Origin of the sequence: Streptomyces sp. AN091965, from assembly GCF_022698285.1 — a bacterium.
GTDB lineage: Bacteria > Actinomycetota > Actinomycetes > Streptomycetales > Streptomycetaceae > Streptomyces.
Window position 1 is genome coordinate 1,639,637 of the sequence record NZ_JALDMY010000001.1, and the last position, 15,474, is coordinate 1,655,110.

A 15,474-nucleotide genomic window follows, 5' to 3' on the forward strand; every position below is an offset into this window, starting at 1 on the left:
CATGCACTACTGCTGAGCGATGATGTTGACAGAGTGACGGAGTCGATCGGGGGGCCTGCCATGTATCTGAGTCGCGTCAAAGTGAGCGGTCTGCGCGCCAGCGCAGAGACACCAGTGAGCTGCGACCTTCCTGGCAGATTCAGTGTGCTGATCGGGCCGAACGGTGCCGGGAAGACCACACTCACTGACGCCCTCTACCTCGCGCATCCAGGAAGCCGGTTTCCCGTACTCCCAAGACCGACTTCAGCTGTGCTGGCACCTCCTGACACCGGCATCGCTCGCAGCATAGACATCACGTACACCTTGGCCGACGACATCCAGGCCGAGGGGCGCTTGGGGCGCCAGATGCACACGACCGGGCACCGCCGTCTCGGTGGCGAAGCTGAATCCTGGAGCGTCTCCCTGCACCAGCAATTGGGGACAGTCACCTCGCGCCTGACAAGCAGCCACGGCCTTGGTCGGAGCATCGATCAGTTCAAGCTGATCTACCTGCCCGCTTGGCGTCATCCACTGGACGAACTGGCACGTCGTGAGGTTCGTATCTTGGTGGAGCTGCTGCGCGCACGACAGCAGGAGCTCTACGGCAGCCGCAACCTGGCAGCGCTACGTGCCCGCGCCTCCCGGCTATTGGAGGATCTGGCCAAGGACAGCCTGATCGACGCCGTCGAGGCCCGCATCAGCGAACAGCTGGGCAGGCTGTCGGCCGGCGTGAGCACTCACTGGCCTTACGTGCGCGGCCAGGTCATTGACGACACCTACCTCGCCCGCGTTCTGGAAATCATGCTCGCCGTCATCGAAGGCCGTTCCGCAGCCCGGCCTCTGGAAGTCTCTGGTCTCGGGTACGTCAACCTGCTCCATATTGCCGTGACGCTGGCTGCGATACCCGACTCATCAGAGATCCCTCGCTCCCCGACGAACCCACGGGAGAGCAGCGAGGATGAGTTTCCCTCCGAGGAGGAGCAGGCGCGGCAAGCGTTCGACAACTTGGCTCAAGCGCATGCTGAGGCTGCCTCCGAGGAGGATTCCTTCTTCTCCACGACCCCGTTTCATGCGACGGTCATCATCGAGGAGCCAGAAGCCCATCTCCACCCTCAGCTGCAGCACTCGTTGGTCCGGTACTTGCGCAGAACGGTCAAGGCGCGCCCCGAACTTCAGGTGATCCTCACCAGTCACGCCACGGACATCATCACGGCGTGCGACCCCACGGAGCTCGTCGTCGTACGTCGCACCGACCAGGGCAGTGTGAGCCACTGCGTCAAGGACGTGGTCCCGGACCGGCATCGCGATGCCACGCTTCGCAAGGCCAGACTGCACCTCGACGCGAGTCGCTCATCAGCTCTCTTCGCCGACCGCCTGCTCCTGGTGGAAGGAGTCACTGAGGGTGCGGTGGTAAGGGAGTTCGGTCGGGCCTGGGCAGGTGACGACGAAGCCAAGCAAGCCTTCATTGATGCCCTCAGCATCATCCCGATGGGCACCAAAGTCGGCCAGTGGGCCGCCCATCTCCTGGCGACACCGGGCAAGGAACTGTGCACGAAGCTCGCCATCCTCCGCGACAGCGACAGCGACCTTCCCTTCGACAGCGCACGCGACGTGCCCAAGTGGGCCGCAGAGCATGATCCGAACGTAGCCCGAGTGTTCATCAGTCATCCCACCCTCGAGCCGGCGATCACCACCGGCAATGAAGCCCTCATCGCACAGGCCCAACAAGCGGTAGACCCAACCCATCCGTTGGAGAACATCACCGTCGACACTGTGCGCTTCTACTTCGCCAGCCGAACCTCGGCAAAGGACGGCAAGGAAGCAACCAAAGAAGGCCGGGGTGCACGCCGTAAGGCCGAATTCGCCCTCGAACTCGCCGCGGCGCTCCGGGAAGCCAACGACGCCGACCACGAGGCGACCAACGGATCCCATCTCGTGACGGTCCCCGAGCACCTCGCGGATCTCTTCGAGTTCCTCTGCCCGGCCGCGCCGACTCCCTCCAGCGATCTGGCGTCCGACGAAGCCGCCGCGGAGCCACCCGAGTGGCTTGCTCCCGACAGCATTTGGGACAAACTGCCAGACGACGTCGACTGGGACGACGAACTCAATGACCCGGGGTACTGGCCCGACGACGAGCCTGTTGGTGCAGAGGAACAGGAGCTTGAGTCTGCGACCGAAGGGGACGAAGCCCACGACTGGGGCTCTCTTCCGGACCCACATCAGATCTGGCAGACCCACACTGCAGGGCGTCAGCCTGGAGGCTGGCCCACGCAGGCGGCACCCGGAGCCTGGCCGCAGGGTCAGGACAATGCCTAGATCCAACAACGGGCTCGATGCGCTGACAACCCAACAGCTCATCGCCAGTGGGTGCCCAGACAGCCGCGTCTACGTCCAGGCTGCACCGGGATCAGGCAAGACCACCGTGTCGGCTCTGCGGTTCGGTCTACACCGCTTTGCCGCCCTCTCCGACCCGCGCGCGGTCGTAGCGGTCAGCTTTACCAGATCGGCCACGGAGGAGTTGCGCACTCGGGTCTCCCGGCAATGGGGTTCGGCATCGCTGCGCTGGCCGCACCGCATCGTGACCCTGGACACCCTTTTGTGCGACCTCCTCTCCCATCTGCTCAAAGAAGGCGTTCTGCACTGGCCAGGAGGGCACACGGAACTTGAGGTGATTGACTCTTGGCGGACTACCCTCCCCACCCAACGCACCCACATAAAACCCGTTCTCCAGGTCGATAACGGCTGCGTTGTCATAAGAACACTTCGCGAGCCCAGGCCCGCGAGCCATCCGTCAGCCTTGCGCTTCAGGGGAACCGTCTCATCCGGCACGTGTACGCACGACAACGTGCGCGAGGTTCTTCAAGGCGCCCTCGCCACTACTGCGGCACGACAGGCGCTGGTCTCGTACTTCGCGACCTCAGTGCGTTCGTTGACAGTTGATGAAGTGTTCGACGCCAACGACCTCGACCGGGAAATCTTTTCACTCGCAGCATCAGCGTCGATCTCACTCACACTGGTCGGCGATCCATGGCAGGCCCTCTATCAGTTCCGGGGCGCTCGCCCCGCCGCAATGGAAAAGTACATCAGCGAAAACGCCTTCACCACGCATCACCTGGACGTTTCCTTCCGCTGGAAAACTGACAGACAAGCATGGATTACACGACAGCTGCGCCAACACATGCCGATCACACTGCAGCAGGGAACTGCCCGTGAAGCCGACGTGGCCCTCGCCTACAAATGGAAGCTGCTCTGGGAGTGCGATCCCCTCATCTTGCCCCTCGCCATCAAGCCCGGCATCGGCCAGATTCAAGACGCGATCTGCACCCTGCTCCTCAACGAAATCACACAGAACGCCCTGGGCACGCAGGCAACATTTCTGCACGACGCACTAGTCACGCTCGGCCTGGACAAGGAGACGCTCACAGTCGCCCGCCCCTCCCTACAGACCGCCCTCACCGAACTCAAGGCCGGCCTACAACCGGCCCCCGTGTGGCAAGAACTCACAGCCAGCCTGGCAGACCGAATTCCGGCGGTTGCTGCCGCAGAGCTCACCCGCAAACCGGTGAGCGCGCTGAATCTCCTACAACGCCGGCTGACAGAAGACGCGCTGATACCTGGTCTCACCTACCATCAGGCCAAGGGACGAGAGTGGAACACGGTAGGCATCAAATTGAGCCCTGCGGAGGCTTCAGCCCTGGCTAACGGCCTCAAATCTGACGATGAGAACCATCGTGGGCTGTACGTGGGACTCACACGCGCCCGCCTCGACGCCCTCGCGCTCGCCTGAACGTCCCCCGACGTGGACCCCAAGGTCGAACGCCGCGGACGTCCCCCAGAGAGACGACGGAGTGGCTCCTCGGCAACCGGACGCCCACGAGTTCCGCCGACGCTCCCCCGGCAACCCTGCGTGGAGCTGCACCCGTGCTGAAACGCACAGACGGGGGTCAAGATCTGTCACGCCCGTGTCACCAACACCGTTGACGCACCTGGACGGCAAGATCCCAACTCGGTCAAACGCCCCCGAGCTGGACCACATGGACGCCACAAGACGACTTCGCCAACCTGTGCCATGTGGTATCGCCAGGAGCTCCGCCGCTCGCAGGCACCACACATCAAGATCCGGACCAGGTGCGGACCAACTCGGCCACGCATCGGGCCATCCCACCCCTTTTCACAGGTCAGAGGCGAGGGAGGCCGTGTACCACCAGCAGACCAAGAATCTACTGGTGGGCACCGCAGCCCACAGGGTGCCGGTTGCCCCACACACAGACCGAAACTTGTGGGCTTGTTACAACTCGCGGGTTACCCGCCACGGAAGCGCCCACCCTTCACGCCCTCAAGTCAGCATGAGTCGCGTCCCCACCCGCCCGTCGCCGTCTCCGCCCACCCGTGACCAGCCGGGACAGCCCCGTGGCCGTGCCTGACGAACCGTCAGGAAAGTCAGCATTGGGTCAGCATGAGCCCTACTAAAGCCGCCTGCACCCATCCACAGACTGGAACCGCAGTCAACGCCGCAACGGCCGCCAGCGGCCACAGGGGGCGGCCCCTGCGGGGCTCGGCATCGGCCTCAACGAACGACCTCGCGCGCCGCCCCCGAGGGGCCCGATCACCTCGTCTCGCCAGGTCAGCGCACGCGTCCTCGCGGCTTCAGCGCCACCGGCGGCAGCTCCGGGGCCGGGAGCGGTGCGCCGTCGTAGCCCTTCACCTCGCCGAAGCGGGTGCCGGTCATCCAGTCGGTGCGAGCCTGTTCGATGTCGGACTGAGTGCGGCCGATGCAGTTCCACCACAAGCACATAGCTGGCCAACGGCCCCACGTCTGGACTCGAGGGCGAGCCCTCACCACGCTGGGACAGCGGCACTACCGAAACCGCTTCCCACTCCGCGGACTGCCTTCCCTTTCTCCCCCATGGCGGTGCACGCCACCGCTCTGACGCCACCGCACCAGAGCGGCCAAGCGCCTGGAACGGGCCGCGCCGACGCGTAGTTCCTTGCGCAGGGTCTCGGCGGACACAGGGCGCTGATGCGCCTCCCGGTGTCGGGCATCCAGTACCTGCGCCTGCACCAGCAGCGGATCCTCGTCCGTCCGCTCGCTGTCTGTGGAGGCGCTCTTCCCCTTCATGCGCCCAGCCTTGCCGTCTATCGGGACGCTGGGACGGTGGATCAGGAGTTCCACCGCCAGCAGCAGCGCGACCGGAGGCCATCCAGCGACCAGTACTGGCTGCCACTCCAGGGCCGGTGCAGCCGCGATGTTCGCAGCCAGCGAGACCGCGATCCCCAGCATGAAGGCCGCCCATACCGCGCTGCGCGCTCTACGTGTGACGGTCGTAGAGGACCTCAACAGGCCTATCGTGGCCAGAAGCAGCAGGCCGTCAACCGACAGAGGCCACAACGAGGCACTCACCGCGTCCGCTCCGCCCTGCAGAGCGAAGGCGCGCTGATGCACGTACGAGGCATATGCGGCGACCCCCGCCACGACAAGAGCACACGTCGGCCGGATCCAGGTATCGATGGACGAGCTCTGCTTGTAGGCGGCCTCCTCACCAGCCTCAGGAATCTCATTCATCGCAACCATCACTCGCCTTGAGCCACCGGCTGTACCGCTCGACGGCCGAACAGCCACCTCGTGTGCACCCTCGCCGCAGGATCGAGAGCAGAACGCGTGCACATCGCGTGCACACCCCCACAGGAACTCCCAGGAAGCGCCAGGTAGAGGCGGGAAGTCCTCCTTCACCGGAGGGCGCTCCAGAGCTACCGAAGGCGCAGGTCAGAGCCCCGCAAAGGGTCAACTCAGCCTGAACCTCCAGTTCGAGCGCAAGGGCCAGGGCGTGGGCGGCATGCTCAAGCGCGCCGTCACCGGGGAGGGGCTGCCGCTGATGACGGTGCGCGGCCAGGGCGAGGCGTGGTTCGCGCACGAGGCGCACACCTGCTTCCTCGTCGACCTCGAACCGGGCGACCTGCTCACCATCAACGGCCGCAACGTCCTGTGCTTCGACGCGAGCCTGTCGTACGAGATCAAGACCGTGAAGGGCTCGGGCATCTCCGGCGGCGGCCTGTTCAACACCGTGTTCTCCGGCCACGGCAGGCTCGGCCTCATGTGTGACGGCGAGCCGCTGGTCATCCCGGTCTCGCCGAAGGACCCGGTGTACGTGGACACCGACGCCGTGGTCGGCTGGACCGCCCACCTGGAGACGTCGCTGCACCGTTCGCAGTCCATCGGCTCGATGCTGCGCGGCGGCTCCGGCGAATCCGTACAGCTGAAGCTCCAGGGCGACGGCTACGTCATTGTCCGCCCCAGCGAAGCCACCCCGGCCAAGCCGCAACAGCACTGAGCCGGGCGGCCGGTCGCCGCCGGTCGCCGCCGGGGAACGACCGGCCGCCCTCCGCCCGGTCAGCCGCGGAACGCGGCCTCGCCCTGGTCGGGGGCGTTCGTCGGCGCGCTCCCGCGCTCCGCGTGGGCGAGCCGCGCGCGCAGCATCGGCAGGCCGCACAGGGTGAGGAGCAGCGCGAGGGCGCCCGCGACGACCGCCACCGAGACGCCCGCCGTGGCGCCGAAATGGTCGTATATGACGCCGGTGACGGCCGCGCCGATCGCGACGCCGCTCTGAAGGCCCGCGATCATCCAGGTCATGGCCTCCGTGAGCGCGTGCTCCGGGGTCGTGCGCTCCACGATCCCCATCACCACGACCATGGTGGGCGCGAAGAAGACCCCGGCGAGGAACACCACCACGACCATCCCGCCGACGCCGTCGACGACGAGGAACGGCAGGGTCGTCAGGGCCGTCCCGGTCACGCCGATCAGGAGCAGGCGCGGCAGCGGCACGCCGACGCGGCGGGCCCCGAAGAGCAGCCCGGAGACGCCGGAGCCGATCGCGTACACGGCGAAGACCAGGCCGGCGAGCGACTTGTCGCCCGCGTCCTCGGCGAACGCGAGGCCCATCGTGTCGACCATGCCGGGGATCGCGCCCCCGCACAGCAGGACGAGGGCGAGGACGAGCACGGGCGGCGAGGAGACCGCCGGGGCGCCGCCACCGTCGGCGGTGCGCGGCCTGACCGGCGGCTCGGTGCCCTTCTGCGGGACGAACAGCGCGACCCCGACGATCAGGAGCAGCCCCGCCGCCAGGGGTGCGGCCTGCGGGAACAGCGCCGTGGAGAGCACCACGGCGAGCGCCGGGCTGATGACGTACGTCAGCTCGTCGACGACGGACTCCATGGAGTACGCGGTGGTCAGCTGGGGCGTGCCCCGGTAGATCTCGGTCCAGCGGGCCCTGACCATCGCGCTCATGCTCGGCATCAGGCCGGAGAGCAGCGCGCAGAGGAACAGCGTCCAGCTGGGCGCGCCGGAGGTGGCGCACAGCAGCAGGCCCGCGAGCCCGAGCACGCTGACACCGGTGGCGACGGGCAGCACCCGGCTCTGGCCGCGCCGGTCCACCGCCCTGGACACCTGCGGCCCGAGGACGGCCATGGAGAGCGTGAAGGCGCCCGCGACCAGGCCGGACAGGGCGTACTCGCCGGTCGTTCCGGACAGCATCGTGAGGATGCCCATATGGGTCAGGGGCAGCGGGAGACGGGCGACGAGCCCGGCGGAGCTGAACGCCTTCGCGCCCGGGGCGGTGAAGATCTCGCGGTATGCGTGGGGCATTGCGTGTCCTGTCGTGGAATCAGCCCTCGGCCCGTGGGGGCGCGCGCGGCACCCGGCGCGCGCACCCCCACGAAAAACAATCGGGACTATCGTTCCACTTTCTATCACGCCCGGCCCCGGGCGCGGTGGCTATGCCGTGGCACGCGGCTCCAGGCGGCTGCCGCGCGGCATGGTGACGGACATGAGGTCGCTGGGGCCGTCCAGGGCGATGCGGTGCCAGCGGCCGCGCGGCACGATGACGGCGGATCCGGCCGCCACCCGCACCTCCGCCTCCTCCTCTCCGGGCTCCTCCGGGCGGAAGCAGAGGCGTATCCCGCCCGCCAGACAGGCCACGACCTCTTCGGCGTCGGGGTGCACCTCCCAGTGGTCGCCGTGCACGTCGGCGTCGGTCTCCACATGGAAGGTCATCACCTGCCAGCCGTCCCGGGCGGCGTCGAACACCGGACGCTCGGCCCGCACTTCCCCGCCCTGGTCGAGGTGGATGAAGGAAGCGAAGAGGTCGATCGGGGCAACAGTCATGCCGGAGTACCTTTCCTGGGGTTCGGCTGCTCGGATGCGGCGGACGGAGCGGGTCAAGCGGCCAGGCCGCGGCGCAGGGCCGCGCCGAGTTCGGCGTTCTGCCGCCGGGACACGTCGGCGCTCAGGAGCGCCTGCGAGCCGTGGAACGTACCGGCCCACTGGTGCAGTTCGACCGGCACGCCCGCCCGGAGCAGGCGCAGCGCGTACGCGATGCCCTCGTCGCGGTTCGGGCACAGCTCGGCGGTGGCGATGTAGGCGGGCGGCAGCCCGGAAAGGTCGTCGGCGCGCGAGGGCGCGGCGTACGGCGTGGCCGGCGCGCCGCCCAAGTAGTGCCCCCAGGCCGCGGTGATCTTGTCGCGGGTCATCCAGGGCGTGTCCGTGAACTGCCGCGCCGACCAGGTGTCCTGGCGGTCGTCGAGCCCCGGCTGGTTCAGCAGCTGGAAGCGGACGGGCGGGCCCTGCCGGTCGCGCGCCCGCAGCGCCACGGCCGCGGCGAGCCCGGCCCCGGCGCTGTGGCCGCCGACCGCGATCCGCTCCGGGTCGACGCCCCACTCGGCCGCGTGCTCGACCGCCCAGGCCAGCACCGCGTACGTGTCGTCGAGGGCGGCGGGGTACGGGTGCTCGGGGGCCAGGCGGTAGCCCACCGAGATCACCACCTCGCCGGAGCTCTCCGCGATGCGGGAGGCCCAGGGGTGCTCGGTGTCCACGTCGCCCATGACCCAGCCGCCGCCGTGCATCCAGACGACGGCGCCCCGCGCGCCCCGCGGGCGGTAGACGCGTACGGGCACCGCCGGATCGCCGGGCACCGTGCGGTCCTCGATCTCCATGCCCGAGGTGTCCGGCGCCGGCACGGAGGCGGCCAGCTCGGCGAGGTTCTTGCGGGCGGTGACGGGGTCGGACAGGTCGGCCCGGGGGATCAGTGGGACGAATGCTTCGAGTTCGGAGTCCATGGCGGTCATCCTCACGGCCGCGACCACCGGGAAGCAGCCGCCAACCGTCGGGCAACTCGCCCGTTCCACGCACCGATCGGCGCCCACCTCCGGCTCGGGGTCGCGCCTCCCGGACCGCCGTGGCGGGCCCGGCACGCGGCCCGGCGTACGGTCGCCCGGACGTGACACCCACGGATTTCATTATTCAAGTTTGACTAGTGCGCCATCACGGTATACCTTTCTCCGCGTGGTCAAGTTTGACTACGCAGATGCACCAGAGCCTCATCAGCAAGGGAGCCCGTATGACTCATCTGCCCGACACCGGATACGCCCCGACCGCCGAGGACCGCGCGAGCCTGGACGCCTGGTTCGCCGCGTACGACGCGGCGAGCGGCAAGCGTGACGTGGAGCGCATGGCCGACATGGCGGTGTTCCCGCTCAACCTGGTGAGCGACGACTCCCAGGGGGACGGCCGGTCGGCGCAGTGGGACCGGCAGCAGTTCGTCGCCACCATGACGCAGGTGATGGGCGACGGCAGCCAGGACATCACCTTCGAGTCCACCCGGACCCCGGTGTTCCTCTCCGCGTCGATGGCTGTGGTCTTCACCGACTCGACGATGACGGCGGACGGCCACACCCAGCAGCTCCGGTACGCCGACATCCTGCTCAAGCGGGACGGGACCTGGGCGTTCCAGACCATGATCCAGGGCGGCTGGGGAGACAACCTGTAAGGCGGGCGACGGCCGGGACCGTCCCTGTCGTGCCGCGCGGGCGCCTAGGAGCGGCGCCTGCGCAGCACGACGAAGGCAGCGCCGACCGCCACCACGGCGGCCGCTCCCCCGGCGACGGGGAGGATCGGCACGCCCTTGTCTCCGTCGTCGCCTTCGGCTTGAGCGGCACACTGCGGGCCGTCAATTGGCCCGCCCTTTTCCACGGTTACTTCGCCCGCTCGCGTACTCTCCCCCGGATGCACCGGCTCGGCGAAATGCACGGCAAACGTACCGGGCTCGGCGTCACAGCGAACCTGAGCACGCGCCGCAAACGACACCTTGCCCGTGGACTTCAACTCCACCGGCTTTTGGAACACTTCGGAACGCAAGGTCGCACCCTCGTCGAGTTCCGGATTCACCAAGGACAACGTGACGCGCTCACCGGGACGCGCGGCACCCGGCGTGACCGTCAACTCACCGCTGCCACTCGCGTCCGCGAAGGCGCTCGGCACGGCCACCGAAGCGGCCCCGAGCAGCAAAGCCCCCACAAAAGCGGCGCGTACACGTGACATAAGATGCAGTCCTCGGGTTCGGATAACCAGGGTCGACTCTGGTGACGGGTCCGTTTTCAGCGATCTTACCGGGGGATTTGCGAGCAGTGCACGGACTACCGTCGCCCGCCCTTCGGCATGCCATCACGGGCGAACACCGAGTTCTTCCACCAGCACGCAACTGAAGGGGAGCCGTGCGCATTTCCCGTTGGTCCCGGTCCGTCGCCGTGGGGACGGGCGGCGTCGTCCTCGCCGCCCTGGCGACCACCGCGTCGGCGCAGGAATCCATAGCCGGGCCGGGCACGCCCCGGCCCGGATCGGACGGAGCGCCCGGCGGCGTCAGCGCGTCCGCCCCGCCGAAGAGCGGCGCCGGCTGGACGGTCGAGGACGCCGAGGACTTCTGGACCTCGGGACGCATGGCGGCGGCGGTCCCGCCACCCCCCGCCAAGGGCCGCGCGCCGCGGGACGCGCGCCCGGACAGCGCCACGAAGGCCACCGCGAGCGCCGCGGCCGCCCCCCGTGTGCGCGCGGCGGCCGCCGCCCCCGCCGCCACCGCCTACAAGGGCGCCAAGACCATCGGCGTGCTGTACTACGTCGACAGCGGCATGAAGGCACACAGCTGCACGGCCAGCGTCGTGCACAGCCCCAAGGGCAATCTGATCCTCACCGCCGGGCACTGCGGCCCCGGCAAGAAGCACGCCTTCGTGCCCCAGTACCGCACGGGCAAGCCCGCGGCCCAACAGCCCTACGGCATCTGGGCCGTCGACCGGTTCTTCAAGGACCCCCGGCACACCGACACAGGGCCCGGCTCCAACCTCGACTTCGGCTTCGCCACGCTCAAGCCCGACAGGAACGGCCGCCACATCGAACAGCGCACCGGCGCCAACACCCTGACGCGCACCCCCGGTTACCGCGTGCCGGTCACCGTCATCGGCTACCCGAAGGCGAAGTACGCCCCCAAGGACCGGGCGATCAAGTGCCGCACGACGACGGACCGGCTGCCCGGCTACAAGCAGCTGCGGATGAAATGCGCCGGTTTCCACGGCGGCACCTCCGGCAGCCCCTGGCTGATGAACTTCGACGAACGGACCCAGCGCGGCCAGGTCGTCGGGAACCTCGGCGGCGCGGGCGGCGGCGGGTCGAGCAGCGCCGTCTCGTACGCGCCGTTCTACGACGACGAGGTGTTCAAGCTCTACGACGACGCCGTCGCGGACGTCGCCACCGTCCGGCGCCCGCCCCTGCCCTACGCGCTCGGCATCGGCGAGACCTGGCAGCACGCCAAGCAGCTCGCCGCGGGCGACTACACCGGTGACGGCAAGGCCGATCTGCTCGCCGTGTGGGCCAGCGGAGAGGTCACCCTGCACACCGGCGACGGCAAGGGCGGCTTCAGTGCCCAGCGGCGCCTCAAGGCGCCCAACGGCACCTGGAAGCACGCCGCCACGATCACCGGCGGCGACTTCGCCGGCGGCCGCCGCTCCGACCTGGTCGTGCGCTGGTCCGACGGCGAGGTCACGCTGTACCCCGACGTGTCCACCGCGGGCTTCGGCCGGGAGGTCCGGCTCGCCAAGGCCGGGTCCACGTGGAAGCACGCCACCCGGATCACCGCGGGCCGCTTCAGCGGCAACGACCGCGCCGACGACCTGGTCGTCCGCTGGAGCGACGGCGAACTCACCCTCTACCGCGAGGCGGGCGACGGCTTCACGAAGGAGACCAGGCTCCAGAAGCCCAACGCCACCTGGAAGCGCGCCGCCCTCCTCGTCGGCGGCGACTTCACCGGCGGCGACCGCTGGGACGTCGTCGTGCGCTGGTCCGACGGCAAGCTCACCCTGCACCAGGACGTGGGCGCGGGCGGCCTGGGCAGGAAGACGCAGCTCGGCGGGGCCGGCGCGCTGTGGAAGCACGCCACGGTGGCGACCGCCGGCGGCTACACCGCGGACGGCCGCCCCGACGACCTCGTCGTCCGCTGGAGCGACGGCGAGGTCAGCCTCTACGCCGACACCACGACCAGGCTGGGCACCGAGCGGAACCTCGTACCGCCGAAAACGGCCTGACATCCGCGCCGCCGACCGCGACCGGCGGCGCCCCCGTGCGCGGACCGGGTAACGTCGGCGGGAACGGCGCACGTACGCGGCAGCACAGGTCCGCGCGCACGAACGCGGGAGAGCCACCCTGAACGAGCCGACCACCGGGCCGACCACGCCGCCCGTCACCGACGGCCGCCGCGCCAAGGGCGAGCGGCGGCGCCGGGCCCTCATCGAGGCCACCGTGCGGGTCATCGCGCGCGACGGCGCCGCGGGCGTCACCCACCGCACGGTGGCCCGCGAGGCGGAGCTGCCCACGACCGCCACGACGTACTACTTCAGCAGCATCGACGCCCTCCTCACCGCGGCGCTCACCCAGTGCATGGAGGAGGACTCCGCGCGCATCGAGGCCCTCGTGGAGGCGCCCGGCGGCGCCACGCTCCGGGCGCTCGCGGAGCTCATGGCGCGGCTCCTCAGCCCGCCCGGGCACCTGCTCGCGGAGTTCGAGCTGTGCCTGCTCGCGGCGCGCCGCCCGGAGCAGCGGGCGGCGACCCGGCGCTGGCACGAGGCGCTCGCCGCGTTCGCCCGCCGTTTCACGCACGAGCCGCTGCGCGTGAAGCTCTTCACCCACGCCTACGACGGGCTGCTGCTCCAGGGCCTGCTCGCGGACAAGCCACCGACGGCCGACGAGTTCGAGGAACTGCTGCGGGAGCTCCTGCCGGAGCCCGGCCCGGACGCGCCGTAGCCGACGGGGCCGGGCCGCACGTCGGCTCCTGCCGGTGACCGCGCCGTCAAGGTCCGACACGCCCTCGACTACAGTGGGGGCGGGCCGTGACTGGCGCTGAGGTGGAGCACCACCGGGGAGCGGCCTGACGCAGATGTCGATGCCGTGCGCCTGGGCGACTGGTCAACCACGCCTGGAGGCGGCCATGTCCCCGACCACTTCGACGGTCCCTGCCCAGCTCATGGACGGCACCGCCCTCGCCCGCCGCGTGGGCGAGGAGACCGCGGCCCGCGCCGCCGAGCTGACCCGGCGCACGGGCGCGGCGCCCTGTCTCGCGACCGTGCTCGTGGGCGAGGATCCCGCGTCGGTCACGTACGTACGGATGAAGCGGAACCGCTGCGCGAAGGCGGGCATCGTCTCGCGGCACGTGGCGCTGCCCGCCGCGACCACGACCGAGGAGCTCGTCGCCACCCTCGGCGCCCTCTCCGAGGACCCGACCGTGCACGGCATCCTGCTCCAGCACCCCGTCGGGGACCACATCGACGAGCGCGCCGCCTTCGAGGCGATCGCGCCGCACAAGGACGTCGACGGCGTCACGCTGAGCTCGTTCGCCGCGATGAGCTTCGGGCGGCCCGGCTTCGTGTCCTGCACCCCGGGCGGGATCATGCGCCTCCTCGACGCGTACGACGTCGACCTCGCCGGGAAGCGGGCCGTCGTCGTGGGCCGCAGCGCGATCCTCGGCAAGCCCGTGGGCATGCTGCTCCTCGCCCGGGACGCGACCGTCACCTACTGCCACTCGCGCACCGCCGAGCTGTCCGCGCACCTGCGCGAGGCGGACGTCGTCGTGGCGGCCGTCGGCAGGCCCGAGCTGATCCGCGGCGAGGACATCAAGCCGGGCGCCGTCGTCATCGACGCCGGGTACAACGCGGGCAACGTCGGCGACGTCGACTTCGACGGCGCCCTGAGCCGGGCCCGCCTCATCACGCCGGTCCCGGGCGGCGTGGGGCCCATGACGATCGCGGTGCTGCTGGAGCAGACGGTGACCGCCGCGGAGCGGCAGCTGGGGGCGCGCGCCGCACGGTGACGAGCCGCATCCCGCTCCGGCCCGTACCACCAACTGCTGCTTTCAACGGGTGTTGACCCGCCGTTGACCAACTCCCCCTACGTTTCCACCAGTTGCGGCGACACTCCGTCGCCGCACGGTCACCAGGGGGTTCGATGCGTCGCAAGAAGGCTCTCCTCGCCACGGGCGCGGCAGTGTTCAGCATGGCGCTGCTCGGTACGGCCGGGCCGGGCGCGAGCGCCGACGAGGACGGCCGCAGGACGGTGGCCGTCCCGGAGGTCGTGGGCAAGGACGCCGCGCGCAAGATGGCCGAGCAGCGGCCCCTCGTCGCGGCGGCCGACGTCATCAAATGGGCGCAGGAACGCGGCCGGTACGAGGGCTTCACCGGCATCGCCCTCGAACGCGGCCGCGTCGCCCTGTACTGGAAGGGCGAGCTGCCCGCGCGGATGCGCAAGGCCGTCGCCACGGCGCGCGGCAAGGCACGGGTGCGGATCGTGGCGGCCCCGTACTCGCTCAAGGAGCTCAAGTCCGCTTCGGCCCGGCTCCAGGAGCGGCTGCGGGCCGAGCCGTCGCTCGGCCACACCGTGAAGATCCCGACGGACGGCAGCGGACTCGTCATCGCCGCCGACCCGGGCCGCAGGGCGGCGGCCGCCGCACCGCGCAGGGCCGCCGCCCTCAAGAGGGACCTGGGCGTGCCGGTGCGCACCGTCCGCGAGGGGAAGATGAAGGAGCGCAGCCGTGACAACGACTCCCACCCCTGGTCGGGCGGCGCGCTCATCAAGATCAACGGCGTGCCCTGCTCGTCCGGGTTCGGCGTGCGCGACGGGTCGGGCGCACAGTACCTCCTCACCGCCGCGCACTGCGGCCAGCAGGGCGCCCGGACCACGAACGGGGCCGACCAGTACATCGGTACGGTCGGACCGCGCCACCAGCCCCACGACGTCATGCTGGTCCCGACGTCCGACGTGGACAACTTCATGTACACGGGCGGCCGGGGCGACGAGCGCGGCGTCCGGGTCGAGGGCTGGGACTGGGTGTACACCGGCGAGTACCTGTGCCAGTCCGGTGTCACCAGCGCCGCGGAGACCGGCGGCCCGGTCTGCAACCTGAAGGTGCTGTACTTCTACAACGACTCCGAGGACCTGGTGGAGGCCGAGCAGATGGACGGCCGGACGCCCCTGCGCGGCGGTGACAGCGGCGGTCCGGTCTACTCGGGGGCCGCCAACGGGGGCGCGATCGCCAAGGGCACGTCGACCCGCTCGCTGGGGTCGAAGATGGGCTTCCAGGACTTCGGCACTGCCTGGCGCGACTTCGGGGTGTGGATCGACAAGTAGGCCCG

General features: G+C 69.8%; 12 protein-coding genes, 2 pseudogenes and 1 riboswitch. Of the genes and pseudogenes, 8 read left to right on the forward strand and 6 right to left on the reverse strand.

Translation table 11 applies throughout. The annotated features are described in order from the left end of the window. Window positions 1-33: 33 nt before the first annotated feature. Both MQV74_RS06340 and MQV74_RS06345 read left to right on the forward strand, forming a co-directional pair. Window positions 34-2,295, forward strand: coding sequence for an ATP-dependent nuclease (locus MQV74_RS06340; protein WP_242715042.1), 2,262 nt, complete (start codon window positions 34-36; stop codon window positions 2,293-2,295). Next, on the forward strand, window positions 2,288-3,766 hold the full coding sequence (locus MQV74_RS06345) for a UvrD-helicase domain-containing protein (RefSeq protein WP_242715043.1): 1,479 nt from the start codon (window positions 2,288-2,290) through the stop codon (window positions 3,764-3,766). Before MQV74_RS06340 ends, MQV74_RS06345 begins: the two co-directional genes overlap by 8 nt. Before the next feature lie 837 nt (window positions 3,767-4,603). Here the strand turns inward: MQV74_RS06345 and MQV74_RS06350 are convergent. Together MQV74_RS06350 and MQV74_RS06355 are read right to left on the reverse strand one after the other, a co-directional pair. Continuing rightward, window positions 4,604-4,762, reverse strand: a pseudogene (locus MQV74_RS06350) (pirin family protein); the annotation flags it as partial. A 75-nt stretch (window positions 4,763-4,837) separates the two neighbouring features. Continuing rightward, the gene (locus MQV74_RS06355; protein WP_242715044.1) at window positions 4,838-5,542 is read right to left on the reverse strand and encodes a DUF2637 domain-containing protein; all 705 of its coding nucleotides are present in this window, start codon (window positions 5,540-5,542) and stop codon (window positions 4,838-4,840) included. Window positions 5,543-5,774: 232 nt separating this feature from the next. On the opposite strand from MQV74_RS06355, the pseudogene MQV74_RS06360 reads away from it, so the two are divergent. Further along, window positions 5,775-6,308: pseudogene (locus MQV74_RS06360) on the forward strand (AIM24 family protein); the annotation flags it as partial. 59 nt (window positions 6,309-6,367) lie between these two features. Here the strand turns inward: MQV74_RS06360 and MQV74_RS06365 are convergent. The 3 genes from MQV74_RS06365 to MQV74_RS06375 all read right to left on the reverse strand — a co-directional run bounded on the left by MQV74_RS06365 (window position 6,368) and on the right by MQV74_RS06375 (window position 9,087). Then, window positions 6,368-7,618: an MFS transporter gene (locus tag MQV74_RS06365; protein ID WP_242715045.1), complete on the reverse strand. Its 1,251-nt coding sequence runs from the start codon at window positions 7,616-7,618 to the stop codon at window positions 6,368-6,370. Between the two features lie 129 nt (window positions 7,619-7,747). Beyond that, the gene (locus MQV74_RS06370; RefSeq protein WP_242715046.1) at window positions 7,748-8,137 is read right to left on the reverse strand and encodes a cupin domain-containing protein; all 390 of its coding nucleotides are present in this window, start codon (window positions 8,135-8,137) and stop codon (window positions 7,748-7,750) included. 53 nt (window positions 8,138-8,190) lie between these two features. Continuing rightward, on the reverse strand, window positions 8,191-9,087 hold the full coding sequence (locus tag MQV74_RS06375; RefSeq protein WP_242715047.1) for an alpha/beta hydrolase: 897 nt from the start codon (window positions 9,085-9,087) through the stop codon (window positions 8,191-8,193). 281 nt (window positions 9,088-9,368) lie between these two features. Here MQV74_RS06375 and MQV74_RS06380 point away from each other — a divergent pair, with 281 nt between their 5' ends. Continuing rightward, the gene (locus MQV74_RS06380) at window positions 9,369-9,797 is read left to right on the forward strand and encodes a DUF4440 domain-containing protein (RefSeq protein WP_242715048.1); all 429 of its coding nucleotides are present in this window, start codon (window positions 9,369-9,371) and stop codon (window positions 9,795-9,797) included. A 44-nt stretch (window positions 9,798-9,841) separates the two neighbouring features. On the opposite strand, the gene MQV74_RS06385 is transcribed toward MQV74_RS06380, so the two are convergent. Next, the gene (locus MQV74_RS06385; protein ID WP_242715049.1) at window positions 9,842-10,348 is read right to left on the reverse strand and encodes a hypothetical protein; all 507 of its coding nucleotides are present in this window, start codon (window positions 10,346-10,348) and stop codon (window positions 9,842-9,844) included. 173 nt (window positions 10,349-10,521) lie between these two features. On the opposite strand from MQV74_RS06385, the gene MQV74_RS06390 reads away from it, so the two are divergent. The 4 genes from MQV74_RS06390 (at window position 10,522) to MQV74_RS06405 (ending at window position 15,469) form a co-directional block, all read left to right on the forward strand. Then, window positions 10,522-12,378: a trypsin-like serine peptidase gene (locus tag MQV74_RS06390; protein ID WP_242715050.1), complete on the forward strand. Its 1,857-nt coding sequence runs from the start codon at window positions 10,522-10,524 to the stop codon at window positions 12,376-12,378. A gap of 202 nt (window positions 12,379-12,580) precedes the next feature. After that, window positions 12,581-13,093, forward strand: a complete 513-nt coding sequence (locus MQV74_RS06395; RefSeq protein WP_308402374.1) for a TetR/AcrR family transcriptional regulator — start codon at window positions 12,581-12,583, stop codon at window positions 13,091-13,093. A gap of 76 nt (window positions 13,094-13,169) precedes the next feature. Beyond that, window positions 13,170-13,256, forward strand: a riboswitch (ZMP/ZTP riboswitch). 21 nt (window positions 13,257-13,277) lie between these two features. Further along, the gene (locus MQV74_RS06400; RefSeq protein WP_242715052.1) at window positions 13,278-14,156 is read left to right on the forward strand and encodes a bifunctional 5,10-methylenetetrahydrofolate dehydrogenase/5,10-methenyltetrahydrofolate cyclohydrolase; all 879 of its coding nucleotides are present in this window, start codon (window positions 13,278-13,280) and stop codon (window positions 14,154-14,156) included. 134 nt (window positions 14,157-14,290) lie between these two features. Beyond that, complete coding sequence (locus tag MQV74_RS06405; RefSeq protein ID WP_242715053.1) at window positions 14,291-15,469, forward strand: S1 family peptidase; 1,179 nt, start codon at window positions 14,291-14,293, stop codon at window positions 15,467-15,469. Window positions 15,470-15,474: the final 5 nt, after the last annotated feature.

Coding starts and splice junctions, on each gene's coding strand:
- MQV74_RS06345 (WP_242715043.1), top strand. CDS start 2,288: ATGCCTAGATCCAACAACGGGCTCGATGCGCTGACAACCCAACAGCTC.
- MQV74_RS06355 (WP_242715044.1), bottom strand. CDS start 5,542: ATGAATGAGATTCCTGAGGCTGGTGAGGAGGCCGCCTACAAGCAGAGC.
- MQV74_RS06375 (WP_242715047.1), bottom strand. CDS start 9,087: ATGGACTCCGAACTCGAAGCATTCGTCCCACTGATCCCCCGGGCCGAC.
- MQV74_RS06380 (WP_242715048.1), top strand. CDS start 9,369: ATGACTCATCTGCCCGACACCGGATACGCCCCGACCGCCGAGGACCGC.
- MQV74_RS06365 (WP_242715045.1), bottom strand. CDS start 7,618: ATGCCCCACGCATACCGCGAGATCTTCACCGCCCCGGGCGCGAAGGCG.
- MQV74_RS06385 (WP_242715049.1), bottom strand. CDS start 10,348: ATGTCACGTGTACGCGCCGCTTTTGTGGGGGCTTTGCTGCTCGGGGCC.
- MQV74_RS06400 (WP_242715052.1), top strand. CDS start 13,278: ATGTCCCCGACCACTTCGACGGTCCCTGCCCAGCTCATGGACGGCACC.
- MQV74_RS06405 (WP_242715053.1), top strand. CDS start 14,291: ATGCGTCGCAAGAAGGCTCTCCTCGCCACGGGCGCGGCAGTGTTCAGC.
- MQV74_RS06370 (WP_242715046.1), bottom strand. CDS start 8,137: ATGACTGTTGCCCCGATCGACCTCTTCGCTTCCTTCATCCACCTCGAC.